Raw genomic sequence first — 25,139 nt, forward strand, 5'->3', positions numbered from 1 at the left:
GCCACGGCTTCGCCTATCGGCTCAGCCTCTGACGATGTTGCGTGAGATCTGGCTCGTCTGCCGCAAGGACCTGACCATCGAGTGGCGTGCCCGCGTCACCCTCGTCCAGATCGTCCCGACGGTGCTGCTGGTGCTGGTTGTCTTCGCATTTGCGTTCGACGCGAATCCGACTCTGCTGGGTGCTGGGGCAGGAGGTCTGTTCTGGGTGGCTGTGCTCTTCGGTGCCGTGCTCGGGTCGAAGCGCAGTTTCGATATCGAAGCCGAAGGCGGGAATCTCGACGCCTTGCGCCTCGGCGGGCTCGCTCCCGCCGCCATCGTGTGGGGCAAGGCGACGGCGTTGGCGCTGCAATCCATGGTGGTCGGCGTTTTCGCCGCTGCAGGCCTGTTGGTGCTGTTCTCGGTGACGGTCGAGGACTGGCTGCTGATCGTGGCTGCGGGGCTGTGCGGTACCGCTGCGTTCGCAGTCTGCGGCGCGCTGTACGGGGCGATGACGGTAGGTCTGCGGTCGGCGGATACCCTGCTCCCGCTGCTGCTGATCCCAGTGGCAGCACCGGTGCTCTTGGCCGGAACCCGGGCGTTCGACGTGGCGCTCGGGACCAGCGCCGACCAAGGCTGGAGCTGGACGGCACTGCTGGCGGTGGTGCTGGTTACCTACATCGCAGTGGGCTGGGCGGCGGCCGGGCCGCTGCTGGAGGACGCCTGAGCCATGAAGCTGTGCTCACGATGACCGAGGCCGCTCCGCCCGACCTTCGCCAGCAGGCGCAGCGAGCAGGGTCGCTGTCGATGACCGGCAGCCCGGCGACCAGGGTGCTCGGTGTCGTCGCGCTGGCCGCAGCAGCGGTGATGGCCATCCTGGCGCTGTGGATTTCGCCCGCCGACGCCGTCCAGGGCGACGCCGTGCGGCTGATGTACGTGCACGTGCCCTCGATCTGGGTCGCCTACGGCGGATTCGCGCTGACTGCGTTCGCCAGTTCCAGAGTGCTGAGGTGGACTCGCAGCGGCGCCTCCATGTTCGGCTGGATGGCTGGGTTGCTCGGGTGGACTCGCGCCGCCACTGCCGGTGCCCACAGCGACATCGCCCCTCGCCAAGTGCGCCATTGGGACCGAGTGGCCGGCGCTGCGGCCGAACTCGGCGTGCTGTTCACCGCGCTCACGCTGGTGACGGGCTCGTTGTGGGGGAAGGTGACCTGGGGCACCTACTGGCAGTGGGACGCCCGGTTGACCACGACCGTGCTGTTGTTCGTCACCTACCTCGGGTACTTGGCGCTGCGTCGGCTCCCGGCGGAGTCGCGCGTCCGTGCGCGCCGGTCCGCGGTGATGGCGCTCATCGCGGTCGTCAACCTGCCGATTGTCCATTACTCCGTGGACTGGTGGCGCACACTCCATCAAGAGGCGAGCTTGAACCTCGAGCCCGGCGGTGACCGCAACATCACCGGTGAGATGTACTGGACCCTCCTGTTCTCCTGGGCTGTGTTCACGGTGGTGGCGCTGTGGATCGGCATCCACCGCTACCGGGTGCTGCGCCTCGAGGAACTCGCCGATGAGGCACTGCTGGAGGAATTGCTTGAGGCACGCCGGGCTGAGGACGAGAGCACCGGTCGCCGATCCGCGGAGCAACGCAGCAGTCGGCCCGGCGAACAGGCGACGAACCGATGACCTATGCAGCGAACGTTCTCACCGGTTACGTGCTGGCGGCAGTCGGCGTCGCGGCCTACGCCTCATGGGTTGTCCGCCGAGGCCGCACGCTCGGTCGGGAATTGGGGATCGGCGCAGGAGGTCCCGGCCCCGATGTCGGCGATGAATCCCGACCTCATGACTGACCGAGGCCCACGGGATTCGATCGAGACTGCGGGTGATCGACACCCTGTGCGCCGCCAGACCGACCTCAGCCCCCGGCACCCACTAGAGGCGCCGAGTGATCGTGCGGCTCTGCGCCAGCAGATGGGGCGTCGGCGCAAGGCCTTGATCGGTGCCTTCGTGCTGCTGCTGCTCATCGCAGGCGGCGCGGCAACCGTTGCCGGCCTCCGCAACGCCACCCTGTTCTTCCGCAACGCCGACGAGGCGATCGCGGAACGGGTCGAACTGGGCGACCGTCGCTTTCGGCTGCAGGGACGGGTCGTGCCCTCCTCGGTAGCGGGCGACAGCGGCGTGACCGCCTTCGAAGTGATTCACAACTGTGCATCGGTCTCGGTGCGCCATTCGGTCGATCCTCCGGCCCTGTTCGAGTCGCCCTGGATTCCGGTGGTGCTCGAAGGCCGTTGGGTGCGCGGTGATGTGGTGACGGTCGCCGGCCGCGACACCCACTTCTTCTCGAGCGACAACATGCTCGTGAAGCACACCAACGAGTACGCAGCAGCCAACGCGGATCGCATCGCTGACCCCGACGAGCCACCCGAGGGTTTCCTCGACGACTGCCCCTTCGAGGTGCCCCGGCTGTGATCGCCGTGCTGGGCACGCTCGGCGTGGCCGTCGGCCTTGTCAGCGCGCTCGGCGGCGCCGGAACGCTGGTTGCAGCGAGAGTGCTCGACCAGCCCGAGCGCTGCCGCCAGGCACTGGCGTGGATTGCGGCGATGGCCGCGGGCTGCGCGCTCGCCGCCGGGGCGATGGAGTTCGCGCTGCTCAGCGACGACTTCTCGCTCGCCTACGTCGCGCGTAACTCCACTATCGCCACGCCGCTCATCTACAAGATCGCGACGCTGTGGGGCGCGCTCGAAGGATCCATCTTGCTGTGGGCACTGGTGCTGTGCGGCTATGTGGGCGCGGCAGCGTGGCGATTCCGCGACCGGACCGCAGACCCGACGGTGGCGTGGGCGCTGGCAGTGATGCTGATCGTGTGCGTCTTCTTCTTTGCGCTGCTCGCCGGCCCGGCGAACCCGTTCGCCACGCTGGCTGACCCACCCTCCGATGGCGGCGGCTTGAACCCGCTGCTGCGCAACCACCCGTTGATGGCGATTCATCCGGTGATGCTGTACCTCGGGTACGTCGGATTCACCGTGCCGTTCGGGTTCGCCGTCGCCGCGCTCGTCACGGGGAAATTCGACAGTCACTGGCTGGCCGATACGCGCCGCTGGACGCTCGTGGCGTGGGGCAGCCTGGGCGCGGGGATCCTGCTGGGTGCCTGGTGGTCCTATGAGGTCTTGGGCTGGGGCGGCTACTGGGCATGGGATCCGGTCGAGAACGCATCGTTGCTGCCGTGGCTGACGGCCACCGCGTTCGTGCATTCGCTCATCACCCAGCAGCGCCGTCAGATGCTGCGGGTATGGAATCTGTCGCTGCTCATCATCACGTTCGCGTTGACCATCTTCGGCACGTTCCTCACCCGTTCAGGCGTGCTCGAGTCAGTCCACGAGTTCAGCGAATCCTCGCTCGGGCCGATCTTGTTGGGGTTCTTCGCAGCGATCGTGGTCACGGGCGTCGTGCTGGTGGCGTGGCGCGGCGAGACGCTGCGCACTCCCGCCAGCCTGAGGTCCATCTGGTCGCGGGAGGGATCCTTCCTGGGAAACAACCTGATCTTTGCCGTGGCGGCATTCGTGGTGATGCTCGGCACGGTCTTCCCGCTCCTGGCCGAGGCTGTCTCGCAGGAGCGATTGGCCGTCGGTCGGCCGTACTTCGACCGGATGCTCGCACCGGTGGGCATCGCGCTGCTCGGGCTCATGGCGCTGTCGCCGGCGCTGAATTGGCGCGGCACGCCGGCTGAGCTCCGCTCGAAGCGGCTCTTGTGGCCTGCGGCGGCAGGGGCGCTGACCATGGTCGTGTCGGTATGGGCAGGAGCGCACGGCCTGTGGCAGGTGCTGGCGCTGGGCTTGGGCGGCTTCGTGATCGGCAGCGCGGCACGGCTGCTGTGGCTGGGCGTGCGACGCAATGGCTGGCGCGGCCTGCTTGGCCGCACCGGCGGTGGCATGATCGCCCACATCGGCGTCGGCGTGATCGCTTTCGGTTTCATCGCATCGAGCGCCTACGGCTCTGAAGGCGAGTTCACGCTGTCACCGGGTGAGTCGGGCGTGGTGGCAGGCCACCAGGTCACCTACTTGGGCCTGACCGACGGGATCTCCGACGGCAACCGGGTCGTGCGTGTGCGCGTCGACGTCGAAGGCCGCGGCGTGTTCGAGCCCGCCGTGACGCGCTTCGTCGAGTTCGGACAGCCGATCTCGACGCCGTCGGTGGCCACGAGCCTGATTGACGACGTATATCTCTCGCTCGCCTCCATTCCTGACGAAGGCAGCGACGAGGTGGCGCTGCGCGTGCTCATCAAGCCCCTGGTTGCGTGGATGTGGCTGGGCGGTGCTGTGCTCGTGCTGGGCATCGCCGCGGCACTGGTGCCGACCCGCATCGGGGCACGCGACCGGGTCCCCCGCGGCGGCAGCGCCCGCCCGACCCCTAGCTCCGCGGAGGAGCGAGCGGGAGCAGTGGCGAGAGAGCGCGGCTCGTGATCCCGCCATCGAGCGGTCCGGGCACTGGTCCGTCCGCCGAGCGAGCCGGTGCGACCGCAGCGGAAACCCGCTCGTGACCCTCGAGACCGCTGACGCCGCGGGCGCCGATCCCCCCTCGCAAGCCGATGCCGACGGTCGGCGAGGGAATCGGGGCCGTGCCTGGGTGCGGATCGCCGCGGTGGGGGTCGGCTTGGTCGCTGCGGGCCTGATTGCGCTCCTGGCGACACGAGATGCCGACGGCGGCAGCATCCGCGCAGCCAGCCCTCTCATCGGCGAGTTGGTGCCGCCCTTGCGCGGCGAGCTCATCTGGCCGCCTGAGACGTTTCTCGATGCCGGCGGCGCGCCGGCGTTGCCGGGGGTGAGAATCGGTCCAGATGATGTGGCGCGCTTCGATATCGACGCGGCGTCCCCCCGGTGGGTGCTCGTCAACTTCTTCGCATCGTGGTGCGTGCCGTGCGAGCGCGAACACCCGGCGCTCGCAACATGGGCGGCTCGCCATTCCTACGACGGCGCCTTGGTGGCAGTCCCGTTCGGCGACCGGACCGGCGACGCGGTCGCGTTCTACGAGCGTCTCGGCGGTGACTGGTCGGTGGTCGACGATCCAGACTCCCGCTGGGCTGTCGAGTTCGGGGTGCTGCGCCCGCCCGAGTCGTTCCTGATCACGCCTGAAGGAATCGTGGCAGCTCGCTGGCAGGGTCAGATCAGCGCGGACGATCCCGATGCTGTCATCGCCCTGCTGCTGGGTTCCGTCGTCGAGGGTCAAGTGCCTGAGCAGCTCGACTCGTGAGCGCCGGCATGGACGAGGCCGTGCCCGCACCGCATGGTGCACCGGTGCCGGACGTCGCGCGAACCGCGTCTGCCGAGCTGAGTCCGCCATGAACGACTCAGAGGCGACTTCGTCTGCTGCGCCGAGCGTGCCGGCCTCTCCGACGAGCGGCGGTTCTGGAATGCGGCGCATCGGCTGGCTTGTCGTCGCTGCCGCGGCGATCGTCGCCGGCGTGCTTGCTGCGACGGCATCACGTCCTCCGGCGACGGAGGCAGAACGGGCCTATGAGCTGAAGCAGGCCACGCTGTGTCCGGTCTGCGACGGCCAGAGCGTGCTCGAATCGAATGCGCCGGCCGCAGCCGCCATGCGCCGGCAGATCGACCTCTGGGTAGACGCAGGACGCAGCGACTCCCAGATTCGGGCCGACCTTGCCGCCGCCTACGGCGACGACGTGAATGCGCTCCCGCCGGGGGAGGGGGTAGGCACGCTCGTGTGGGTGCTCCCCGTGGCTGCGTTCGCTGCGGCTGGGGCTGGACTGTGGGCCGCAACCCGCCGTTGGAAGGCCAGGGCGGCAACCGAGGTCTTGGGCGACTCCAGCACCGGCGCCGGCTCAGCGCGCCAAGCCGGCGCAGTCGAGGACGGCGCGCGGTCCGGCGTGCGCATCGACGGCACCGATGAGACGCGCCCGATCTCCGCCGCCGGGACTCGCGGAGCCCTTGCCGTTGATGGCGGGACGGACCCCGGCGTGCTCGATGACGGCGTCGCCCGCCGGTCCTCCAGTGACGAGCAGCGCACCCGACGAACGCGTCTCGTGTCTGTCGCGACCATCGGCCTGCTGGTTCTCATCGGCATTGCGGCTGGCGTACTGGTGGCGCGCTCGGCCGGGCTGCGCCTGTCGGGCGAGACCCTCTCAGGCGACATCGACCGTTCGGCTCGCTCGCTGCTCGTCGATGCTCAGCGTCAGTTCGCTGCGAACCAGCTCTCGGAGTCTCGCGCCACGCTGGAGGAGATCTTCCGGCTCGACCGTGACCTGCGCAGCGCGCTCGTGCTGTCGGCTCGCCTGCACCTGCGCCACTGCGAATCGCTGTCGGCTCAGGACGGGTCGGGTTCCGGCGAGACAGCCGATGCCCCGGCGGCCGGCTGCGACCTGCAGTCGGCTCTAGTGGATCTCGACCGAGTGCTGGCAGATGATCCCAGCGACACCGAGGCACTGGCCCTGCGCGGCTGGCTGCTGGTGCGCATCCCCGACCGCGAGCTGATCGCAGCGGGCATTGCCTCGCTCGATGCCGCCGTGGCACTCGATCCAGGCGAGTTCGACCCGTGGGTGTTCCGCGGCTACACGGCCCGTTTCATCGAAGGGGATCTGTCCGCCGCCATCGGCTACTACCAAGCGGCGCTCCAGCGCGACCCGCCGCCCGCCATGGCTGCCGCCCTCGAGAGCGCGATCGCCGAGATGGAGTCCGAACAAGGCCCCCAAGAGTCGTCAGGTTCTGCCAACTAGCCCATGTTCGGCCGAACCGGCGCCGCCGGCTGCGGGCGGCGGCAGTACCGGCAGTAGCGTGCGAGGCGAGCGGCAGATGCGGCTGCGGCACCAATGCAGCTTCATTGCGGCAAGCGATCACAACCGGTCAGGGGCACCCAGTGAAGGGCAAGCGTCGAGGGTCTGCCGCCAACGGCGGTCCAGCCAAGGTCACCGACCAGCAGCTGGCCGAAGCGGTGGCTGGCGTGATCGACCCAGAGCTGCGCCGATCCATCGGTCAGATGGGCATGCTGCGGGCCGCTGCCGTCGCCGGGCGCGCTGGACAAGTGCTCGTCGCCCTGCCGTCGAACGACTGGCCTGCAGCCGGACATGTCTCGCACGCCGTGAGCGAGGCGGGGCGCTCGCTAGACGGCATCGACGACGTGGTCGTGGAGTTCACGGTGATGGACGAGGCCGAGCAGTCGGCACTGAGAGCCCAGCTCATCGGCGATCCAGGGGCCACTGCGGGCACACACGAAGGCCACGGCCACGCCGAAGGCCGCGAGGTGCCTTTCGCCCAGGCGGGGAACAAGACCCGCGTGCTGCTCGTGGCGAGCGGCAAGGGCGGAGTCGGCAAGTCCAGCGTGACGGTGAATCTCGCGATCGCGTTGGCCCAGCGTGGCACCCGCACCGCGGTCATCGATGCCGACGTGTGGGGCTTTTCCATTCCGCGGATGCTCGGCGTGAGCCGTCCGCCCACCGTCATCGACCAGATGGTCGTGCCCACCGAAGCTCACGGCGTGCGCTGCATGTCGATGGGTTTCTTCGCACGCGAGGACCAACCGGTGATCTGGCGGGGCCCGATGCTGCACAAGGCGCTTGAGCAGTTCCTGACCGACGTCTTCTGGGACGAGCCCGACCACCTCCTCATCGATCTTCCCCCCGGAACCGGCGACATCTCGCTCTCGCTGGCGCAGTTCCTGCCCCGTTCTGAGCTGCTGGTGGTGACCACTCCGCAGCCCGCAGCTCAGAAGGTGGCCCAGCGCGCCGCCCACATGGCCGGGCGCGTCAACTTGCAGGTGCGAGCGGTGATCGAGAACATGAGCTGGTTCACCGGAGACGACGGCAAGCGCTACGAGCTGTTCGGTTCCGGCGGCGGGCAAGCGCTCGCCGACGAGCTGGAGGTGCCGTTGCTCGGCCAGGTGCCCCTGGTGCCGCAACTGCGCGCAGGCGGTGACGAGGGCCTGCCGATCACCGCGGTCGATCCAAACAGTGAGACCGCCGGAGTCTTCAGGGACATGGCGCGCCTGCTCTGCGAGGAGCATCTGCCCACCCGGCGCTACAACGAGGGGCTGAAGCTGCTGTGAGCGCCGTGCTCGCGTCGTCCACTCGGTCACCGGCCGCGCCAAGGTGCCGGGGAGCGGGATCATGAGCGTCGATTCAGCGGCTCCGGCGCTGATCGGGACGCTCGACGAAATCCAGTTCGACAATCGCTTCACCGCAGCGTTGCCCGCGGATCCGGAGCGCGACAACTTCCGTCGTCAGGTTGCGGGCGCCTGCTACTCGCGGGTGGCGCCCACTGCTACGCCTGCGCCCCGGTTGCTTGCGCACAGCGCAGAGATGATGGAACGGCTCGGGTTCGAGACGGGGCTGCTCGAAGACCCGCAGTTCGCCGCGGTATTCGGCGGCAGCGTCGTGCTCGACGGCATGGACCCCCACGCCCACTGCTACGGCGGCCACCAGTTCGGCAACTGGGCTGGTCAGCTCGGCGACGGCAGGGCGATCGCGCTCGGCGAGATGGTTGACGCGCTCGGCCAGCACCAGACTCTCCAGCTCAAGGGCGCCGGACCTACGCCCTACTCACGCACCGCTGACGGCTTGGCGGTACTGCGCAGTTCGGTGCGCGAGTTCCTCTGCAGTGAGGCCATGGCGCACCTCGGCGTGCCCACCACCCGGGCGCTCAGCCTGGTGGGGACCGGCGACATGGTCATGCGCGACATGCTCTATGACGGCAACCCTGCGCCAGAGCCCGGGGCGGTGGTGTGCCGCGTGGCGCCCTCGTTCGTTCGATTCGGCAACTTCCAGATCTTCGCCTCGCGCGGCGAGATCGAGACGCTGCGCACGCTGGCCGACTTCGTCATCGACGCCGACTTCGCCCACTTGGCGGCCGAGCGGGCGCCGGATCGGTACATGCAGTTCTTCGACGAGGTCGTGCGAACGACCGCGGACATGGTGTGCGAGTGGCTGCGGGTCGGTTTCGTCCATGGTGTGATGAACACCGACAACATGTCGATCCTGGGTCTCACGATCGACTATGGCCCCTATGGCTGGCTCGACGACTACGACCCCGACTGGACGCCGAACACGACCGATGCGGCCCACCGCCGTTACCGCTTCGGCACCCAGCCGGCCATCGCACAGTGGAACCTGATGCAGCTCGCCAATGCGCTGTACCCGCTCGTCGGCGAGGCCGAGCCGCTGCAGGCGACCCTCGACGGCTACGTGCCGTACTTCGAGCAGAAATGGTCGGCGATGATGGCCGCCAAGCTCGGCTTGCCGGGGCTGCAGGCCGAGGTCGACCGCGAGCTGGCGACTGGCGTGCTGGAGGTGCTCCGGCTGGTCGAAACCGACATGACGGTGTTCTGGCGACGGCTCGCGACGGTCGACACCTCCGACGGCGTCGAGCCAGCCGATCGCATCGCCCCGCTGGCAGACGCCTACTACCGTCCCGCCGAGGTCACCGATGAGCACCGCGCAGCCACAAGCGAGTTCGTCGAGCGCTATGCAGCGCGGCTGCGTGAGCTCGGCATCGCGGACCCCGCACGAGCCGAAACGATGAACCGAGTCAATCCCAAGTACGTGCTGCGGAACTACCTGGCCCAGCTGGCCATCCACAGCGCGACCGAGGGGCGGCCCGAAGCCATCGGCGAGTTGCTCGACGTCATGCGCCGCCCCTACGACGAACAGCCCGACCGGGAGTCCTATGCGGCGCTGCGACCCGACTGGGCCCGTACCCGGGTCGGCTGCAGCCAGCTCTCCTGCAGCTCCTGACAGCCCCGTAGGGCAGTCCGCAGCCGTCCCGAATACGGTCAGGAATTCGGTCCGAACTCGCCGAGATCAGCTATTCGCACCGTTCGTGTCGAGCGCTTCTCGGCGTGCCAAGACCCATGCCCTCGCGGTGGGGTAAGCGAACGAGATGGTGTTGCTCGCGGTAACGGTGATGAGTCCGGCGCGTTCGAGGCGGCGTCGGTAGACATGCGCGTAGTTGACCGCTACACCCATTCGCTGGGCGACGACGGCAAGTTCGGATGGGTCCACGTCGTCGGTCATGGCGAACACGAAGCGCCGGTCAGTGTCGGAGAGTTCATTCCATGTCGGCGCGAGGACCAGACGACCGATTCTGCTCTCCGCTCGTTCGATGCCGACAGTGACTGCCGTATCGTCGATCCCCGCAGCGGGGTCCCCCGCGGCCTTCCACGTGTAGAAGCCGACGAGCTGCACCATGAACGGGTAGCCGTTGGCGGCCTCAACGGCTCGTGCGAGTGCACGGGCATCGATGGTGGCGCTGGAGTGCGTTATCGGAAGCTCCAACGCGCTGCGGGTGGCTGCTGAGTCGAGCAGGCCGGTGTCGTAACGCGAGCACCGTTGGAGGAATGTGGCGAGCTGGCCCTTCAGGAGGTCATCCTCGAGGTATGGCAGTGCTGCACCGGCGAACGCGATGGGTCGACCCTCGCGGCGAGTCACATGTTGAAGGACTCCGCCGAATTCGCGCACTTCGTTCATATCGGCGCCGTGGAGTTCGTCAATGGTGATGAGCAGGCCGGTGCCGACTCGCGCGAGACGATCGCCAAGGTCGGCGAGGGTGGAGCGAAGGTCCTGTGGCGCGTGCTGCTCATAGCGCTGCTCGAAGGCGATGCCGACACCGGCAGCGTGCACGCCGCTGACACGGCGCGAGGGCTCTTGATCGAGCGCAGCGAGCAGGCGTGCCGCTTGATCGCGCACCCGGTCAATGAGACCACTTGGGCTGCCTTGCTCGGCAATCACGAGCCAACCCCGTTGGCGGACCATGTCCTCTGCGGCGTTCAGGATCGCCGTCTTGCCGGTGCCGCGCACACCAATGAGCAGAACGGTGTAGTCAGGGTGGGTCGTTCCCGTCTCGAAGGCCTCGTCAAGGCTCTCCAAGATGTCATCGCGTCCCGCGAGCATGGGAGGCGAGGTGCCAAAGGTCGGCGAGAACGGATTGTTTCTTGCCACGGGGTAAGCGTATGCGAAGTGCGTGCTAGCAGTTTTGTGGCTTTTGCATCTTTTGCGGGTTTTGTGATCTGAGCGATCTTTGTTCCGGCGAACCGAGCGCAGGCGCGCGATGGTGCGACGGACAGCTCCCTGACACTGCTATTCGGGGCTGATTCCGCTTGTGGGCGCAGTCCTGCGGCTTTGTCGACGTTCTGGGGGAGCCCGGAATGCACAATTGTGATGACATCCCGCTGAGTCTCGTTGCCTCTCGGGGGTGGTATCCGGGCTGTAGTCGCTGGCCGATGCCGGGATCCGGACCCCGCATTTCGGCCGAAACCGCTGGTCAGAGACGGTTTTTTCAGTACGCGCTATACGTTCGTATAGTAACCGGGCCTGACAGGGCCGTCAACACCGACCGGCACGCGGCCAGCGCCGGCCTCGCGCTGAGCCTCCCGCAGAGCTGATACCTGCGCCGTTGCTGGGTTTCCGCGCCGTCGCGGCCCTCGCCGCCGCGTACGCGTCCCGCACCCCGTTTCGGGCCGTTTCTGTCCGGCCCGGGCGTCCGCGAAACGAACGATTCGCGGACGCGTCAGCCCACAGGGCGGCACCGATTGCATGGGTCCCCCACAGGCGACGCGTCCGCGGATCACCCCAATGCTCACCCATCGGCCGGAGACCCGCCCAATGACCAAGAAGTACACCGCGGCGCTGTGCGCGCTGCTCGTTGCCGCATCCACCCTCGCCGTGGTCGCCCAACCCGCAGCAGCCCACAGCCAGACCACGACCAAACAGCGCTGCTCCTATGACCCATTCGCCGGACAGCAGTGCTGGACCGAGACCCTCAACGTCAGCCACACCCACACCTGCGGGGCAGGCATGACGGGCACATACCCGAACTGCTACCCGATCCCTCCGGCGAACCAGAACTGCGGCGCTGGCACGACGGGCACATACCCGAACTGCTACCCGATCCCCTCCGACAACAGCAACCACGACAAGGACAAGGGCGGCACCGACAAGACCGAGCCGGACAAGACCGAGCCGGACAGCACCGAGCCCGAAGACACCGAGCCCGAAGACACCGAGCCCGAAGACACCGAGCCCGAAGACACCGAGCCCGAGAACACCGACACCGACAGCACCGAACCCGAGAACACCGACACCGACAGCACCGAACCCGACAGCACGGAGCCGGACAAGAGCGGCACCAAAGGCACCCGCTCCAACCGGGGCACCAACAACGGCGGCACCACCGACAACGGCGGCACGAGCGAACTTGAGGCTTGGATCAGCGGTGCTTGGTCTGCGCTAAAGAGACTTGTGAGCGGTGTCGCCGATAGCCAAGGGAGACTGAACGATGCCGACCGAGAACTGTACGAAGCACAAAGCGACGCCCTAAAGGCTGCGGCCAAGCAAGTCGTCGATGGAATAGAACAAGGGCTGAAGGACCTCAGCGAGTCGGAACGACAGCGCATCAATGCCGACCTTGTCGCCCTCAGATCGGTCATGCAGGCATGGCAGGAACTGCCTCCCGAAGCTCAGGTAATCATCTCCGGCGGAGCTTGCGGCATAGCGGGCACTGCCACTACTGGCCCTGTCAGTGGCGGACTGTTTGGGTCTGGGTGTGCGTTTCTGGGGCACGCCTTCGGCGAGGCCAGGCTGCCGAACCTTATCCCTCCCGGTTGGACCGATCCCGAGAGCGACAGCAGCGATAGCAACGCCGACGACAGCGGCGACGATGACGGCCAAGACGGGACCGGCTGCCACCCTGCCAAGGGCGACACCTGCGGCGACGACGGCGACGGCGACAACAGCGACGGCGACGACGAGTCCGGCGACAATGGCGACGGCAGCGGCGACGATCCGTCGTTGGAGGGATCGTGGCGTGACGTGCTGGAGCGTCACGCGCCCCAGGACAACGATGAGCAGCTGAAGCTCTTTAGGCGCTGGACATGCCAAAAGTACGATGACTTCGCGCCGGGGGACTGTGAATGAGCGCCATGAACTACCCTGCGACCATGAACAAGGCCATGACTGCCATAGATGCAGCGATCACGTCGCGGCAGCGGCTATGGCGGAGAATGAGTGTCCGCGAGCGGCTGGTTGCTTGCTGTGTCGGGATGTTTCTTGGTGGCGCTAACGGGTGGTTGATTTATCGGCTACCAGCGGGCTGGGCAGTGCTGGCAGTGTCAGCGCTCATGGCCTATGCCTATGCTTATGAGCGGGCCTTGCGGCGACGCTATGCCGCTATCACGGAGGCACGCCAGCAGTCCGAAGGCTGATCTTGCGAGACGGCGGGCGCCCGGTCGGCGTTGTGCTGGCCGGGTGCCGTTGTCGTTTGTTCCCCACTTCCCCGGACCTAGGGCTTGGGCTACTGGGCAGGTCGGGCGAGACGCCTAGAAACGGTCCTAACGCATTGTCCTAACTGGCAGCGCTGCGTCGTCGGAGATGCCCGCCAAGTCGGAGCCTTAGAAACGGTCCTAACGCATTGTCCTATCTGGCAGAGAAAGCCCAGTAACTATGCGGGTTAGCTGTCCGGGTTGGACGCACTGTTGCGGGTCGTCGTTGGTCGCGTGAGCAGCCGTGAGCGCTCGGCGTCGTTGGAACCGTCAGCGGAAGCGGCTAGACGCTGAGACGCGCAACCAAGCTCGACGTGACCGGCGGGCTGCGCGGTCGTCCGCGCCGGTCGGGCTGGACCGTCGCCCATGGGTGGGCCTGTCGGACGCTCCCTTGTCAAATGGCGAGCGCGAGGGGCTGGTTTGGGGTCCGTTCGTCGTGATTCGCCTTGGGACGTCCCTATAGATGTCAAGTGCGGGTTTTGGGCTTCCCCCGGAAGCTAGGAGGCATGCTCTTCGATGAAAGGGGAGCTGTGCCTGAGAGCCCTCTTCGCTGCCCGCAGCACCGGCCACGACCGAACGGAAGGCCAAGACCTTCGGTTCTGGGGGCATTCTCGTCGCTCAGCGATCTTGTTGTTCGGCGGCGCGGCGGGCGGCTTCGGTGGCCTTGGCGGCAGCTTCGCGGTCGAGCTGCAGGCTGCGAAGTGCCCGGCCGGCCGCGGCGGCGTCCCATGGCCGTTGCCGGTCGCCGGTGGCGCGGAGCCAGCCCTCGGCGGTAAGCGTGCGGGCGATGGATCGCAGGCTCAGCCCGTCGGCTGCGAGCGCTTCGGCGCGCACAGCCGCGGCCCGCGTCTCGGCGCTGACGGGCCGGCCCAGCCGTGCTCCCGCTGCGGCACGCTCGGCCAGAGCCCGGCGGGTCTTCTCGGCCGTCATGTCGCGCTCCATTCGGGCCATGGCAGCCATCACGGTCGCAATCATGCGCCCGGTCGCTGTGGTTGCGTCGACCTCCAAGTCGAGCATCACCACTGACCAGTCCTCTCGCTGTGCGCGGTCCATCAGCCACAGCACGTCGATGACGCTGCGCCCCAGCCGGTCAAGATGGGAGACCACGAGCGCACTGGCGGGGTCGTCGGAGTCGGCGAGCCGGTCCAGCAGGACGCTGAGAACGGGCCGGTCCTCAGGGGCGAGCATTCCGCTGGCTCCGTTCTCGTCGTGGTGCTCGACGACGACCTTGTCGGAACGGCCGGCGGCCCAGTCGTCGATCGCGGCTCGCTGCGCAGCGAGCCCCAGCCCGGTGCGGGCCTGTTCAGCCGTCGAGACACGCGCGTAGCCCAGAGCGACGGCGTCGGCAGGCAGGAAGCTCGTTCGGGAGTGTCGGGCCGGGGCGTGGGATGCTGTCGCCATGTCGAGACTATATACACCTGTATAGCGATCAATTGCCCTACAAGCGAGGTCGCTTGGGACTTCGGCAAATGTCAGTGTGCCGCTGGTCCTGTCTCCACGGACGCCGACGCGTTGGCTGCGACCGCGGTCAGGTGGTCGTGCGCAGCGGGATCTGCACGACGGCTTCGGATCCCGGCGGAGGCGTCCGGCGTCTGATCTCGAAAGTGCCGCCGAGATCCGACCCGCACAGCGCGCGCACGATCGAGGTGCCGAGCCCGCCTGATCGATGCACGTCGTACGCCTCGGGGATGCCTACGCCGTCGTCGCGCACGATCATCGACAGCAGATCCCCGCACGGCCGGGTGATCTCGACCTCGACGCTCCCGATGGGACTCTCATCAAGCCCGGGCGCTGCCTCGAGCGTCTGGTCTTCGATCTCCCACAACCGTGGAAAGGCATGATCCACCGCGTTCTGCAACAGCTCGTTGAGCACCACCGCGAGCGAGGTCGCAGTCTGCGATCGCAGCATCCCCGCCTCGCAGGAGACGGCGAAGTCGATGGGTCGTTCGGGAAACGTGATGCTCTGGCGCATCGTCTCGGTCAGCGTCTCGGCCACGTCGCAGAAATCGACGTCGTCGGTCGTCTCAGCCGACAGCGTCTGATGCACGAGTGCGATGGCCCGGATGCGACGCACAGCCTCATCGAGGGCCCGGTTCGCCTCGCGCGACTCCAGGCGACGGGCTTGGATTCGCAGCAGCGATGAGACTGTCTGCAGGTTGTTCGTCACACGGTGGTGAATCTCGCGGATGGTGGCGTCCTTGGAGATGAGCAACCGGTCGCGGCGTCGCAACTCGGTGACGTCTCGCAGCAGCACCAGCGCATTGCGCACCGGAGTATCGGCGAGCGGCAGCGCCTGCAACTGGACCGTCACCGACTGGTGCTCGACCTCGCCCACCTCGGGGATGCCGCCGCTGATCGCCCGTCCCACCACGTCGGGTCCCAACTCGAGGTCGCGCACGCGACGACCCTGCACGTTTCCGCCAACGCCGATGCGGTGCAACGCGCTAACGGCATTCGGCGACGCGAAGCCGATACGCGTCGTCTCGTCGGTAAGGAACAGTCCGTCGCCCACCCGGGGCGCTTCCTGATTGGCAACATCGACACCCCGGTAAGGGAACGAGCCTGCTGCGACCATGCGCGCGAGGCGGCCGAACGTCGCTATGTACGTCCGCTCGAGTTCGCCGGGATCTCGAATGTCAGTGAAGCGCGGCGTCACTTCGCTGCTCATCACCGCAATCGTCACGCCGTCGAACGTCACCGGCACCGCGGTGATGCGCGCCCGCCGGTCGCCGGGCACGCGCAAACCCTCACCCGTGACGATCACGCCGCGGGCAAAGGCCTCCGACACCAATGGCCGTTCGCTCGCAGCAACGCACAACCCGATGTGGTCGTCGCGGTACAGCGTGCGACCGGTCGTCGGCCGTACCTGGCCGATCACCGTCAATGGAGTCCGTGAGCCAAGGCGGCGCCACGGACGAGGCGGGCTGTCCTCATCGTTCGAGTCAGGGCTAGCGACCTCGTCGGGCAGATCGTCCAGCGCAGTCACCTGCCCAGGCACGAACAGCAGCAAGTCGGAGAAGGACAGGTCAGCCAGCAACGACCACCACGCCATGAGATGGCGGAGATGCCGACGCGGGCCGTCAGCAGAGTTGTCGCGCTCGCTGGCTGCGGGCAGCGGCCGGTCGGCGGGCGCCCGCATTCGGTGCTCAGTCCGCTGCGAACCCGATGCGCCGATCGCCAGCCGGACCCAACTCAAGGAAGGCGAGCTTGTCGATGGGCACGCCGACCCGGCGCCCGCTGCGATCGGTCAGCCACAGCACCGATGAATCTCCGGCCAGCGCGCCTTCGAGAGATGCCGCTGCATCTTCAGCAGCATCATCGTCGATCTCGACGCTGAGCTCGCGACCGCCGTGCGTGATGCCGATCCGGATGTCCATGACCGCAGGCTACCGGTGGGACTCGTTGCAATCGGCTGCTGCGGCCAATGATGCGGCGCAGCGTCAGGCACCGTCACCGGCTGCGAGGCGAATGTGGTAGCAGCGATGCGCCTCGATCGATTTGCCCGGTCCAACCGCGATCTGCGGATGCTGCTCGACTTCGCGTTTCGCACCAGGTCAGACGCCGACGGCCCGCTCCTCGACGAACATCTTCACTGTTCAGTAGCGGAGTGTCAGACGCTCCCTTGTCAAGCGGCGATGGCTAGCAGTGCTCGGGCGCCGGGGTGCTGTTGGGGAGCCGCAAAAGGACGCGTCGTGCGCTGTGGCACACGAGCGCTGGGAGGTGCCACAGCTGCCAGCGGAGCCGTTTGGGGGCTGCTCGTCGCAGCGCCCCGGTGCTGCAGCAGGTCTGGAACCAGCCCACGAGCGCGAGGCCGATCATGGCTGTGGCAGCCCAGGCGCTGTTCGCGTGCCACGCAGTGAACGGCATGCGGGCGAGGCCGCTGTCCTTGAGGCGGCACACGGCGTTCTCGACGTCGGCGTGTGAGCGCATGAGGCGGTCGAGCTGCGCGGTGTCGCCTGCCTGGTCGGTGAGGAATCCCCAGTATCGGTAGTTCTCGCTGGGGAACAGGCTGCGCTGGGCGCCGGGGTGCAATGGTTCGCGGCGCACTGTCAGCCGGGTCCCCTCGGGCCAGCCCGGCAGGTCGGTGAGGTCCGCGACCTGAGCGCAGCCGGGCTTGGGTCGCTGCCGCTGTTGGGGGGAGTTGTGCCAGCGGTCCGGGTCGCCCAAAGCGCCGCGGATCGCTGCTTGGATGCTGGGCGTCGAGCGTGCTGAGACCGCGAACCCGATGTTGCGGTCCCGCAGCCCTTGCGCGAGGGTCGCCGAGCATCCCGCCGCGTCGATGCGCACCACCAAAGAGCGCTGCGCCAGGCGCTTGTCGTCGCCTTCGCAGTGCCCTGCCGCGTCAGGGACGGGCAGCATCGACACCGCGGCGTTGAGGACTTCGAGATGATCGGCTATGTCGTTCGCTGCGGCGTTGCCGGGCCGCAGCTTTATCCACAGCGGCTCCCCGTCCGCGGTCGAGCAGACCATCGGATGAAACCCGTAGCCGCCCTTGCAGTTCGCAGCGGCGCCCTGCTTGTTCTGCGAGTGCACCTCCACCAGCGTCGAGTCCGACGCCACCTCGCCGAACAGCTCACGCTGCGAGCGCAGGCACTCGATATCGGTGCAAGCCTCCCCGCCGCTCGCGAGCACCAACAGCGCATGGGCCAGCACTGCGCCCCGGTCATGAACCGGGGCGCGCTCCCCGCGGGCAGGCACCGCAGCCGACAACGCTTCGGTCAGCCCGACACGGTCCGCGAATCGCCCCAGGGCGAACAGGCCCGCGCCCCACACGACCCGGTACCCGCCGCCTGCCAGACACGCGTTTGTGGCACTGGCAGATTTCACCTCGGAGATGCCCCCCTGAACCCGCTGATGCGTCCTTTGAACGCATGCATCGTCGCAGGTCAGAGGGGCTTTTCCGCGGAACTACACCGCACCGCCCCACAGACTCATGAAGAATCAGGGCTAGTGGCGTGAACTGGCCATACGGCTCCAATAGCCGCGTCGGTGGGTCCATATCAGCCAGAAGAGGCAAGTCGTGATGTACCCGATGACCTGGGCGAGCACGAACCAGACGAGTGCGACTCTAGTGAAGCTGAAGCCGAACATAGCGACACAAAATGTGACCGCGCCGGCCACCCTGAGCGCCACGTTGTCGCGTCGATCCCTAGGTCTCTGCTCCAACATCGGCCACAGAAGCGCCGGCCGTCTCTGAGTCGTCTCGGTGCTCATGGTCTGAGCGTAATTCACGGCGCTCACTCGCAGGTTCCCGTCGTCGGGGTGCCATCGCCGTGGTGGCAGACCCATTCGTTGAGAAAGTCCGTCAGCGCGCCGAGGTCGCCGGTCTTGTCGAAATCCTCTAGTGCCTCGGTGTAGGCGGCGTCTGAGAACTTGTCCGAATCGCCGCCATTCTGGTCTTTGGCCTTATTGATATTTTTCTGGTCGCTCCGGTCCTGCTCGCTGCTGTCGTCGCCGGGGATGTCGCCGTCGGGCTCCACGGTGGGCCTCGGCAGCCACGCGTCGGCCAAACCGACGGCCGCAGTGCAACCGGGACCCAGCACGTTGACTGCCGGTGGCGAGACCACGAACCCTCCGACAAGACAGGCGGTTGAAGCCACCAACACTTTCTCCGCGGCTGTCAGGCTGTCCCAAGCTGTTATGTACTCGTTGTACGCGCTGCCGAGCGCATCGAGCGCGTTGCGCATGGCCTCGGACTCAGCAGCAGACAGAACCACTTGGTCAAGCGGGTCTGATGTGGTGAGCCTGTTGAGAAATCGCGCCAACTGCAAGGCTGTGGTTCCGCAGCCCGCTGGCGGGGGTGTGACGTTCGGCACACCGTCGGAGCCGTAGGTATGGAGCGCGTCTCGCGTCGCGCTCGCCCAATCGCCGCAAGGATCCTTGCTGCCTGTCCCGGTGCCGGTCCCGGTCCCGGTCCTGGTCCCGGTGCCTGTTCCTGTTCCTGTTCCGGCGTCGGTGCTGTCCGGTTCGGTGCTGTCGGTGTCGGTGCTGTCGGGTTCGGTGCTGTCGGTGTCGGTGCTGTCCGGCTCGGTTTCTTCCGGCTCGGTCTCAGCGGCCTTGCGCTTGCGCTCAGCCTCTTTCTCTCGTTCGTCGTCGTTGTTGCCGTCGTCGCCGTCGTTGTCGGGCGGCGGGGGGTAGCAGTTGTTGGGGGGTGTGCCGGTCATACCTGGGGGGCACACAGACTGGGTCGCCGGGGGGATGGGGTAGCAGTTCGGGTAGGTGCCGGTCATGCCTGCGCCGCATCTGTGGACGTGGCTGACGTTGACGGTCTCGGTCCAGCACTGCTGTCCGGCGAATGGGTCATAGGAGCAACGCTGCTTGGTGGTGGTCTGGCTGTGCGCTGCTGCGGGTTGCTGCGGGTTGGGCGACCACGGCGAGCGTGGATGCGGCAACGAGCAGCGCGCACAGCGCCGACCAGAACAGCTAACCCGCATAGTTACTGGGGAATCTGGCAAGCCGTGTCACTTGGTTGTCACTTCTGAAGAGGGTTGCAGAACGCCTCAAAGAAGCCCACTTGCCCAAGCCCTAGGTCTGGGGAAGTGGGGAACAAACGACAACGGCACCCGGCCAGCACAACGCCGACCGGGTGCCCGCCGTCTCGCAAGATCAACCTTCGGGCCGCTGGCCTGCCTCCGCAATAGCGGCATCGCGTCGGCTGCCGCCAAGGCTGACCGGACTTTTCTCCGCTTGCAACACCTCTGAGGCGCTCCACTTGGTCTTGGTGCGTCGCCGGTACCAGATGACCTGAGCTGCGAAACAGACCAACAGGATGGCAATGCCGACCAATCCGCACTGCCAAGCCGGGAATCGCTCCGAAATAAGAAGCACGATGTAGATCCCGATCGGCACATCAAGCACCGCCAGACCGACCCAGCGTTCGGTGTTGTCCCGCGGCTTCATCCAAGTCAGCCAAGTCAACCACTTCGCGAGGCTCACGGTCTGATTGTAGTTCATGGCGCTCATTCGCAGGTTCCCGTCGTCGGGGTGCCGGTGCCGTGGTGGCAAACCCATTCGTTGAGAAAGTCCGTCAGCGCGTCGACGTCGCCGGTCTTCGTAAACTCCTCTACGGCCTCGTCGTAGGCGGCGTCTGTGAACTTGCCCTGATCGCCGCCGTTCTGGTCCTTGGCGTTGTTGAGGTTCTTCTGGTCGCTCGGGTCTTGCTCGCCGCTGTCGTCGCTGCTCTCGTCGTCTTTATCGTCTCCTGACTGCGTGGGCTGTCGGTTCGCGTGACTCACAATCTCACTGACAGTGATCGATCCGCCAAACAGAAGTATCCCGCAGACAACGGCACCGGCACCCGCGGCGAGGGCGGCCGGAGCGCACACAAGAGCCCTACCAACCCCGGTCACTGCCAATCCCGCCAGTGTCCCTTTGCTGATCGGAAACCCCGCTCGTTCCGTTTCCTCGTAGAACTTATCGAGCATTTCCTGGCGCATTTCTTCGGTGAATTCGAGTTCCTGACGATCCGTCGTGTCACCGGGCGGCGTGCCGGGATCGCGCGCTACACCTCCGCCGTGCTGATGCCCCGGTACAGAGTGATGGCAGCCGAGCCCGTCGTGTTCATGGGGAATGCCGCCGAACGCCACTATGTCGATGTAAGGGCATCCGATTGGCGTTGACGGTTGCTTGGGCCGGTTCGATCGCGTGCCCTTGGTTCCGGTGTCGGTGCCGCCGCCGTCGTCACTGTCGCCGCCGCAGGTGTCGCCCTTGGCAGGGTGGCAGCCGGTCCCGTCTTGGCCGCCGTTGTCGGTGCCGCCGTTGTCCTTGTCGTGGTTGCTGTTGTCGGAGGGGATGGGGTAGCAGTTCGGGTAGGTGCCGGTCGTGCCTGCGGAGCACGTCTGGGGCCTGGGGATATTTCGCTGAACAGGAGTGTGATAGTGCCTGACGGCTTCGTTCCAGCATTGATTACCGGCGAATGGGTCATAGGCGCATCGCTTGACGGTCTGGCTGTGGGCTGCTGCGGGTTGGGCGACCACGGCGAGCGTGGATGCGGCAACGAGCAGCGCGCACAGCGCCGCGGTGAACTTCTTGGTCATTGGGCGGGTCTCCGGCCGATGGGTGGGCACTGGGGTGATCCGCGGACGCGTCGCCTGTGAGGGACCCATGCAACCGGTGCCGCCCTGTGGGCCGACGCGTCCGCGAATCGTTCGTTTCGCGGACGCCCGGGCCGGACAGAAACGGACGGGATCGGGGTGCGGGATGTGTACGCGGCGGCGAGGGCCGCGAGAGCGCGGAAACCCAGCAACGGCGCAGGCATCAGCTCTGCGGGAGGCTCAGCGCGAGACCGGCGCATGCCACGTGCCGGTCGGTGTTGACGGACCTGTCAGGCCCGGTTACTATACGAACGTATAGCGCACGCTCAAGAACAGCCTCTGACCAGCGGTTTCGGCCGAAATGCGGGGTCCGGGGTTTAGACCTATGCAAGGATCGCTGCCCGAATGTCGCATCCGACAAACAGCGAGATTCAGCGAGATGCCACCACAACGACGGTTTCCCGAGTCCCCACGAAGGTCGACAACACCGCAGAACAGCACTCGGCTGTCGGAATCAGCCTCGAATGGCAGCCTCGGTCCCGCGGGGCCTGTGTAGGTGGCTGGCCGAGCGGTCGGTTCGCGGGAGGTTCGTGTGTGCGCGTGATGCGGGCGCCGCCAGTACTTCGCTGGCGCGGCGATCTTTGTGGCGATTGTCGTCTGCCCGATACTGCTGATGGTTCTGAAGCGGTCTACAGGTGGCGCTCGCGGCGGTACTTCAGCCGTGCTCGCAGGCCGATCCAGCCGATGGCCGCGAACGGCGTTGCGGCGGCGAAGCTCACATAGAAGTCAAAGCCGGCTAACAGCCGGAACAGGAACGCGGCGACGACGAACGGGATCGTCACATAGAACGCCTGAGCTTGGCGCTCTCTCGCGTAGCGCGACGTGAAGTCAGGCCGCCACCACGACGGCAACTCCGATTCCTCGGTCATGATGCGACGGTCCCCGATGCCCAGAGCTCTGCATGCACAGCGGGGAAGCCTGCGGCTGCTCTCGGCGCTTGCACTGTCCGGTTGTCGCGGGCGGGCCGGCGAGCCGCCTGACGGGGCGGCGTGCTGGTGGACGCGGGAGATGGCGGCGTGTCACGGTGTGGGGCAAGGACATCGTGGCGAGCACTTGGCGCGAGGATGGGGCTGCGCCCGTGGCGCACCGACATCTTCAAGGTGTCGGGCGACCCCGACTTCGAGGCCAAGCTCGACGACGTGGTCGGCCTGTACCTGGACCCGCCCGAGCGGGCGGCGGTGTTCAGCTTCGACCAAGGGACCCAGACCCAAGCCTTGGGCTCACGGCTTAGTGTCCTGAGTGGGGGTGGCTGTCAACAGCGCGGTAGCGTCGGCCCGTGAGTTCAGAGCCGGGCACGCGGTCATGGCGACCGAACAGGGACCCAGATCCAGTGCAGCCGCTGGAGCTGATGGAGCCGATCCGTCCGTGGTGGCAGGGGGATGGTGCTTCAGTGCCGCCGCTGGAGCTGAGGGAGCGGATGGCTTGGGCGTGTTACGTGATCGTGCCGTTCTTGATCGGCAGTTTCCTGTTCCGCGTGCTCGGAGGCTTTGGCTATGTCGCCAGCCTGCTCGCAATGGCACCGATCGCTGCGCTGGGCTGCTTCCCAGTCCTCGCCCGGCTGAGGCGGCTGCGCGCCAAGCACGAGCGGCCTCAGTAGACCGCCTGCGCGCGTCTCGCTGCCGAAACGCGCCGATCGCACTCCAAAGCGGCGCACGCCACCGTTCGGGGCCGCTCTGCGCACCATGGCACCGACCCAGTGAGCGCAGCGCTCCGGCGGCGGCCGTAGAGCAGGTCTCGCCGCACCACCCCGGACGCGTCAACGCGCCGCTCGCTGAGTGCTGAGCGGGCACCAACCGGCATGCGCCCCAGGCCGAGCGCAGGCGCGCGATGGTGCGACGGACAGCTCCCTGACACTGCTATTCGGGGCTGATTCCGCTTGTGGGCGCGGTCCTGCGGCGTTGCCGACGTTCTGGGGGAGCCCGGAATGCACAGTTGTGATGACATCCCGCTGAGTCTCGTTGCCTCTCGGGGGTGATATCCGGGCTGTAGTGCCTGGCCGATGCCGGGATCCGGACCCCGCACCTCGGCCGAAACCGCTGGTCAGAGGCTGTTCTTGAGCGTGCGCTATACGTTCGTATAGTAACCGGGCCTGACAGGTCCGTCAACACCGACCGGCACGTGGCATGCGCCGGTCTCGCGCTGAGCCTCCCGCAGAGCTGATACCTGCGCCGCTGCTGGGCTTCCGCGCCCTCGCGGCCCTCGCCGCCGCGTACACATCCCGCACCCCGATCCTGTCCGTTTCTGTTCGGCTCGGGCGTCCGCGAAACGAACGATTCGCGGACGCGTCGGCCCACAGGGCGGCACCGATTGCATGGGTCCCCCACAGGCGGCGCGTCCGCGGATCACCCCAGTGCTCACCCATCGGACGGAGACCCGCCCAATGACCAAGAAGTTCACCGCGGCGCTGTGCGCGCTGCTCGTTGCCGCATCCACGCTCGCCGTGGTCGCCCAACCCGCAGCAGCCCACAGCCAGACCACCACCAAACAGCGCTGCTCCTACGACCCATTCGCAGGCAACCAGTGCTGGACCGAGACCGTCAACGTCAGCCACACCCACGCCTGCGGGGCAGGCATGACGGGCACCTACCCGAACTGCTACCCGATCCCTCCGGCAAACCAGAACTGCGGCGCTGGCACGACGGGCACATTCCCGAACTGCTACCCCATCCCCTCCGACAACACCAACAACAATGGAGAGCAGACCGAGCCCGAAGAGACCGAGCCCGAAGAGACCGAGCCCGAAGAGACCGAGCCCGAAGAGACCGAGCCCGAAGAGACCGAGCCCGAAGAGACCGAGCCCGAAGAGACCGAGCCCGAAAGGACTGAGCCGAAGGTGTGTCGGGCGGGCACGACCGGCACCCCGCCCAACTGCAAGTCTGACAATGGCACCGGCACGACCTACACGGTCAAGCCGTGCTCGCCGTACCAAGGCTCGCTGAGGACCTACCAGCGTCACAGGCACCCCATAGGCGACAGCAGCACCGACTCGGGCTGTCACACTCAAGACGACTCGCACTGCCCCGCTGGGCACACTGAGACTGGCGGGCACGGCTCGCAGAACTGCCATGATCCCAAAGTTGAGAGTGAACTCAAGCGCATCGCCGGACTGATCCGAACCGGCACTGCCGCATCGCTCAGCGCCGCTCGCGACCTCCTCGAGAAGATCGCGACGGACTTGGGTGAGGACGGGCTTCGAAACGCCGAGTTGAATCAGCAGCTCGGCCAAGAGATCGAGAAGCTCTGGGACAAGTTGCCCGAACCCGCGAAAGCGTTCATTACGAGCGTGGCCTGTAGCGCTTTGGTTCTGCTAGCCGCACAGACCCTCGTGGCGTCAGGGGGAACAGTGGCTCCGGCATGGGTCAAATGGACCGCAGCAACCGGTGCCAATGCGGCGTGCGCCGCCGCCTACGTGGCGCTCGTTACAGGAAGTGATGGCCCGGGCGACGGAGACGGGAACGACGACAGCGAACCCGACGACGGCGGCGACCCTGACGATGGCGGCGACAGCGGCGGCGCCGCCGCCGACGCGTCCGGTGATGCCGACGACGAGAACTCGGCGGGCAATTACTGCGGCCCGTGGACGTCGTTCGCGTTCCGGGGGCGCCCGGAACGCGGCGGGGTCACTCTGTTCGTGAATGGTGCCGCACACACCCAGTACCAAAGCAGCTACGACAACCGAACATGGGCGGCGGCACAATGCCAAGCAGCCCTCGCCAGCCTCGACCAATGACCGCGCAAGATCGACCGGTTCCGCAAATGAGCGGCCCGAACTACCCTGACACCATGAATCCTGTCGAACCAAGGAGTCGCCGTTCTTGG

At 67.0% G+C, this 25,139-nt stretch carries 23 protein-coding genes; 14 read left to right on the forward strand and 9 right to left on the reverse strand.

Annotation, left to right across the window (positions count from 1 at the left end):
* Positions 1-34 precede the first annotated feature (34 nt).
* The 9 genes from ACOGJB_RS16250 (at position 35) to ACOGJB_RS16290 (ending at position 9,706) form a co-directional block, all read left to right on the forward strand.
* Entirely contained in the window at positions 35-703 is a 669-nt protein-coding gene (locus tag ACOGJB_RS16250; RefSeq protein ID WP_419838137.1) for a heme exporter protein CcmB, read from the forward strand.
* Between the two features lie 20 nt (positions 704-723).
* Positions 724-1,656, forward strand: a complete 933-nt coding sequence (gene ccsA, locus ACOGJB_RS16255; protein ID WP_419838138.1) for a cytochrome c biogenesis protein CcsA — start codon at positions 724-726, stop codon at positions 1,654-1,656.
* Complete coding sequence (locus tag ACOGJB_RS16260; protein WP_419838139.1) at positions 1,653-1,820, forward strand: hypothetical protein; 168 nt, start codon at positions 1,653-1,655, stop codon at positions 1,818-1,820. Before ccsA ends, ACOGJB_RS16260 begins: the two co-directional genes overlap by 4 nt.
* Positions 1,813-2,439, forward strand: a complete 627-nt coding sequence (locus ACOGJB_RS16265) for a cytochrome c maturation protein CcmE (protein WP_419838140.1) — start codon at positions 1,813-1,815, stop codon at positions 2,437-2,439. The genes ACOGJB_RS16260 and ACOGJB_RS16265 overlap by 8 nt, the downstream gene beginning before the upstream one ends.
* Complete coding sequence (locus ACOGJB_RS16270; RefSeq protein WP_419838141.1) at positions 2,436-4,430, forward strand: heme lyase CcmF/NrfE family subunit; 1,995 nt, start codon at positions 2,436-2,438, stop codon at positions 4,428-4,430. Before ACOGJB_RS16265 ends, ACOGJB_RS16270 begins: the two co-directional genes overlap by 4 nt.
* Before the next feature lie 73 nt (positions 4,431-4,503).
* Complete coding sequence (locus ACOGJB_RS16275) at positions 4,504-5,217, forward strand: TlpA family protein disulfide reductase (RefSeq protein ID WP_419838142.1); 714 nt, start codon at positions 4,504-4,506, stop codon at positions 5,215-5,217.
* Between the two features lie 88 nt (positions 5,218-5,305).
* Complete coding sequence (locus tag ACOGJB_RS16280; RefSeq protein WP_419838143.1) at positions 5,306-6,697, forward strand: cytochrome c-type biogenesis protein CcmH; 1,392 nt, start codon at positions 5,306-5,308, stop codon at positions 6,695-6,697.
* A 140-nt stretch (positions 6,698-6,837) separates the two neighbouring features.
* Entirely contained in the window at positions 6,838-8,022 is a 1,185-nt protein-coding gene (locus tag ACOGJB_RS16285) for a P-loop NTPase (protein WP_419838144.1), read from the forward strand.
* Between the two features lie 61 nt (positions 8,023-8,083).
* Positions 8,084-9,706: a protein adenylyltransferase SelO gene (locus tag ACOGJB_RS16290; RefSeq protein ID WP_419838145.1), complete on the forward strand. Its 1,623-nt coding sequence runs from the start codon at positions 8,084-8,086 to the stop codon at positions 9,704-9,706.
* Positions 9,707-9,772: 66 nt separating this feature from the next.
* On the opposite strand, the gene ACOGJB_RS16295 is transcribed toward ACOGJB_RS16290, so the two are convergent.
* Positions 9,773-10,909, reverse strand: a complete 1,137-nt coding sequence (locus ACOGJB_RS16295; RefSeq protein WP_419838146.1) for an ATP-binding protein — start codon at positions 10,907-10,909, stop codon at positions 9,773-9,775.
* Positions 10,910-11,572: 663 nt separating this feature from the next.
* Between ACOGJB_RS16295 and ACOGJB_RS16300 the strand changes: the two genes are divergently transcribed.
* Entirely contained in the window at positions 11,573-12,883 is a 1,311-nt protein-coding gene (locus ACOGJB_RS16300; protein WP_419838147.1) for a hypothetical protein, read from the forward strand.
* Positions 12,880-13,170 (forward strand): hypothetical protein, encoded by a 291-nt coding sequence (locus ACOGJB_RS16305; protein WP_419838148.1) that lies wholly within the window; start codon positions 12,880-12,882, stop codon positions 13,168-13,170. The genes ACOGJB_RS16300 and ACOGJB_RS16305 overlap by 4 nt, the downstream gene beginning before the upstream one ends.
* A 675-nt stretch (positions 13,171-13,845) precedes the next feature.
* On the opposite strand, the gene ACOGJB_RS16310 is transcribed toward ACOGJB_RS16305, so the two are convergent.
* The 8 genes from ACOGJB_RS16310 to ACOGJB_RS16345 all read right to left on the reverse strand — a co-directional run bounded on the left by ACOGJB_RS16310 (position 13,846) and on the right by ACOGJB_RS16345 (position 22,189).
* Positions 13,846-14,628: a recombinase family protein gene (locus ACOGJB_RS16310; RefSeq protein WP_419838149.1), complete on the reverse strand. Its 783-nt coding sequence runs from the start codon at positions 14,626-14,628 to the stop codon at positions 13,846-13,848.
* Positions 14,629-14,755: 127 nt separating this feature from the next.
* The gene (locus tag ACOGJB_RS16315; RefSeq protein WP_419838150.1) at positions 14,756-16,366 is read right to left on the reverse strand and encodes a sensor histidine kinase; all 1,611 of its coding nucleotides are present in this window, start codon (positions 16,364-16,366) and stop codon (positions 14,756-14,758) included.
* Between the two features lie 7 nt (positions 16,367-16,373).
* Complete coding sequence (locus ACOGJB_RS16320) at positions 16,374-16,604, reverse strand: DUF3107 domain-containing protein (RefSeq protein ID WP_419838151.1); 231 nt, start codon at positions 16,602-16,604, stop codon at positions 16,374-16,376.
* Between the two features lie 262 nt (positions 16,605-16,866).
* Positions 16,867-18,054 (reverse strand): transposase, encoded by a 1,188-nt coding sequence (locus ACOGJB_RS16325; RefSeq protein WP_419838152.1) that lies wholly within the window; start codon positions 18,052-18,054, stop codon positions 16,867-16,869.
* Positions 18,055-18,464: 410 nt separating this feature from the next.
* A complete protein-coding gene (locus ACOGJB_RS16330; RefSeq protein WP_419838153.1) occupies positions 18,465-19,619 on the reverse strand; it encodes a hypothetical protein in 1,155 nt (384 codons plus the stop codon).
* A 214-nt stretch (positions 19,620-19,833) separates the two neighbouring features.
* Complete coding sequence (locus ACOGJB_RS16335) at positions 19,834-20,190, reverse strand: hypothetical protein (protein WP_419838154.1); 357 nt, start codon at positions 20,188-20,190, stop codon at positions 19,834-19,836.
* The gene (locus ACOGJB_RS16340; protein WP_419838155.1) at positions 20,187-21,263 is read right to left on the reverse strand and encodes a hypothetical protein; all 1,077 of its coding nucleotides are present in this window, start codon (positions 21,261-21,263) and stop codon (positions 20,187-20,189) included. The genes ACOGJB_RS16335 and ACOGJB_RS16340 overlap by 4 nt, the downstream gene beginning before the upstream one ends.
* 686 nt (positions 21,264-21,949) lie before the next feature.
* Complete coding sequence (locus ACOGJB_RS16345) at positions 21,950-22,189, reverse strand: hypothetical protein (RefSeq protein ID WP_419838156.1); 240 nt, start codon at positions 22,187-22,189, stop codon at positions 21,950-21,952.
* Positions 22,190-22,384: 195 nt separating this feature from the next.
* On the opposite strand from ACOGJB_RS16345, the gene ACOGJB_RS16350 reads away from it, so the two are divergent.
* From ACOGJB_RS16350 to ACOGJB_RS16360, 3 genes are all read left to right on the forward strand, one after another.
* Positions 22,385-22,600, forward strand: a complete 216-nt coding sequence (locus ACOGJB_RS16350; protein WP_419838157.1) for a hypothetical protein — start codon at positions 22,385-22,387, stop codon at positions 22,598-22,600.
* Positions 22,597-22,917 carry a hypothetical protein gene (locus tag ACOGJB_RS16355; RefSeq protein ID WP_419838158.1) on the forward strand — a complete coding sequence of 107 codons (321 nt, stop codon included), beginning with the start codon at positions 22,597-22,599 and terminating at the stop codon, positions 22,915-22,917. Before ACOGJB_RS16350 ends, ACOGJB_RS16355 begins: the two co-directional genes overlap by 4 nt.
* Positions 22,918-23,700: 783 nt before the next feature.
* On the forward strand, positions 23,701-25,050 hold the full coding sequence (locus tag ACOGJB_RS16360; RefSeq protein ID WP_419838159.1) for a hypothetical protein: 1,350 nt from the start codon (positions 23,701-23,703) through the stop codon (positions 25,048-25,050).
* Positions 25,051-25,139 lie beyond the last annotated feature (89 nt).

This window comes from Candidatus Poriferisodalis sp., from assembly GCF_965208895.1.
In the GTDB taxonomy this organism is placed as follows: domain Bacteria; phylum Actinomycetota; class Acidimicrobiia; order Acidimicrobiales; family Poriferisodalaceae; genus Poriferisodalis.

Coding starts and splice junctions, on each gene's coding strand:
- ACOGJB_RS16260 (WP_419838139.1), top strand. CDS start 1,653: ATGACCTATGCAGCGAACGTTCTCACCGGTTACGTGCTGGCGGCAGTC.
- ACOGJB_RS16335 (WP_419838154.1), bottom strand. CDS start 20,190: ATGAGCGCCATGAACTACAATCAGACCGTGAGCCTCGCGAAGTGGTTG.
- ACOGJB_RS16360 (WP_419838159.1), top strand. CDS start 23,701: ATGACCAAGAAGTTCACCGCGGCGCTGTGCGCGCTGCTCGTTGCCGCA.
- ACOGJB_RS16305 (WP_419838148.1), top strand. CDS start 12,880: ATGAGCGCCATGAACTACCCTGCGACCATGAACAAGGCCATGACTGCC.
- ACOGJB_RS16300 (WP_419838147.1), top strand. CDS start 11,573: ATGACCAAGAAGTACACCGCGGCGCTGTGCGCGCTGCTCGTTGCCGCA.
- ACOGJB_RS16290 (WP_419838145.1), top strand. CDS start 8,084: ATGAGCGTCGATTCAGCGGCTCCGGCGCTGATCGGGACGCTCGACGAA.
- ACOGJB_RS16315 (WP_419838150.1), bottom strand. CDS start 16,366: ATGCGGGCGCCCGCCGACCGGCCGCTGCCCGCAGCCAGCGAGCGCGAC.
- ACOGJB_RS16340 (WP_419838155.1), bottom strand. CDS start 21,263: ATGACCAAGAAGTTCACCGCGGCGCTGTGCGCGCTGCTCGTTGCCGCA.
- ACOGJB_RS16310 (WP_419838149.1), bottom strand. CDS start 14,628: ATGGCGACAGCATCCCACGCCCCGGCCCGACACTCCCGAACGAGCTTC.
- ACOGJB_RS16280 (WP_419838143.1), top strand. CDS start 5,306: ATGAACGACTCAGAGGCGACTTCGTCTGCTGCGCCGAGCGTGCCGGCC.
- ACOGJB_RS16265 (WP_419838140.1), top strand. CDS start 1,813: ATGACTGACCGAGGCCCACGGGATTCGATCGAGACTGCGGGTGATCGA.
- ACOGJB_RS16350 (WP_419838157.1), top strand. CDS start 22,385: ATGGGGCTGCGCCCGTGGCGCACCGACATCTTCAAGGTGTCGGGCGAC.
- ccsA (WP_419838138.1), top strand. CDS start 724: ATGACCGAGGCCGCTCCGCCCGACCTTCGCCAGCAGGCGCAGCGAGCA.
- ACOGJB_RS16345 (WP_419838156.1), bottom strand. CDS start 22,189: ATGACCGAGGAATCGGAGTTGCCGTCGTGGTGGCGGCCTGACTTCACG.
- ACOGJB_RS16250 (WP_419838137.1), top strand. CDS start 35: ATGTTGCGTGAGATCTGGCTCGTCTGCCGCAAGGACCTGACCATCGAG.
- ACOGJB_RS16320 (WP_419838151.1), bottom strand. CDS start 16,604: ATGGACATCCGGATCGGCATCACGCACGGCGGTCGCGAGCTCAGCGTC.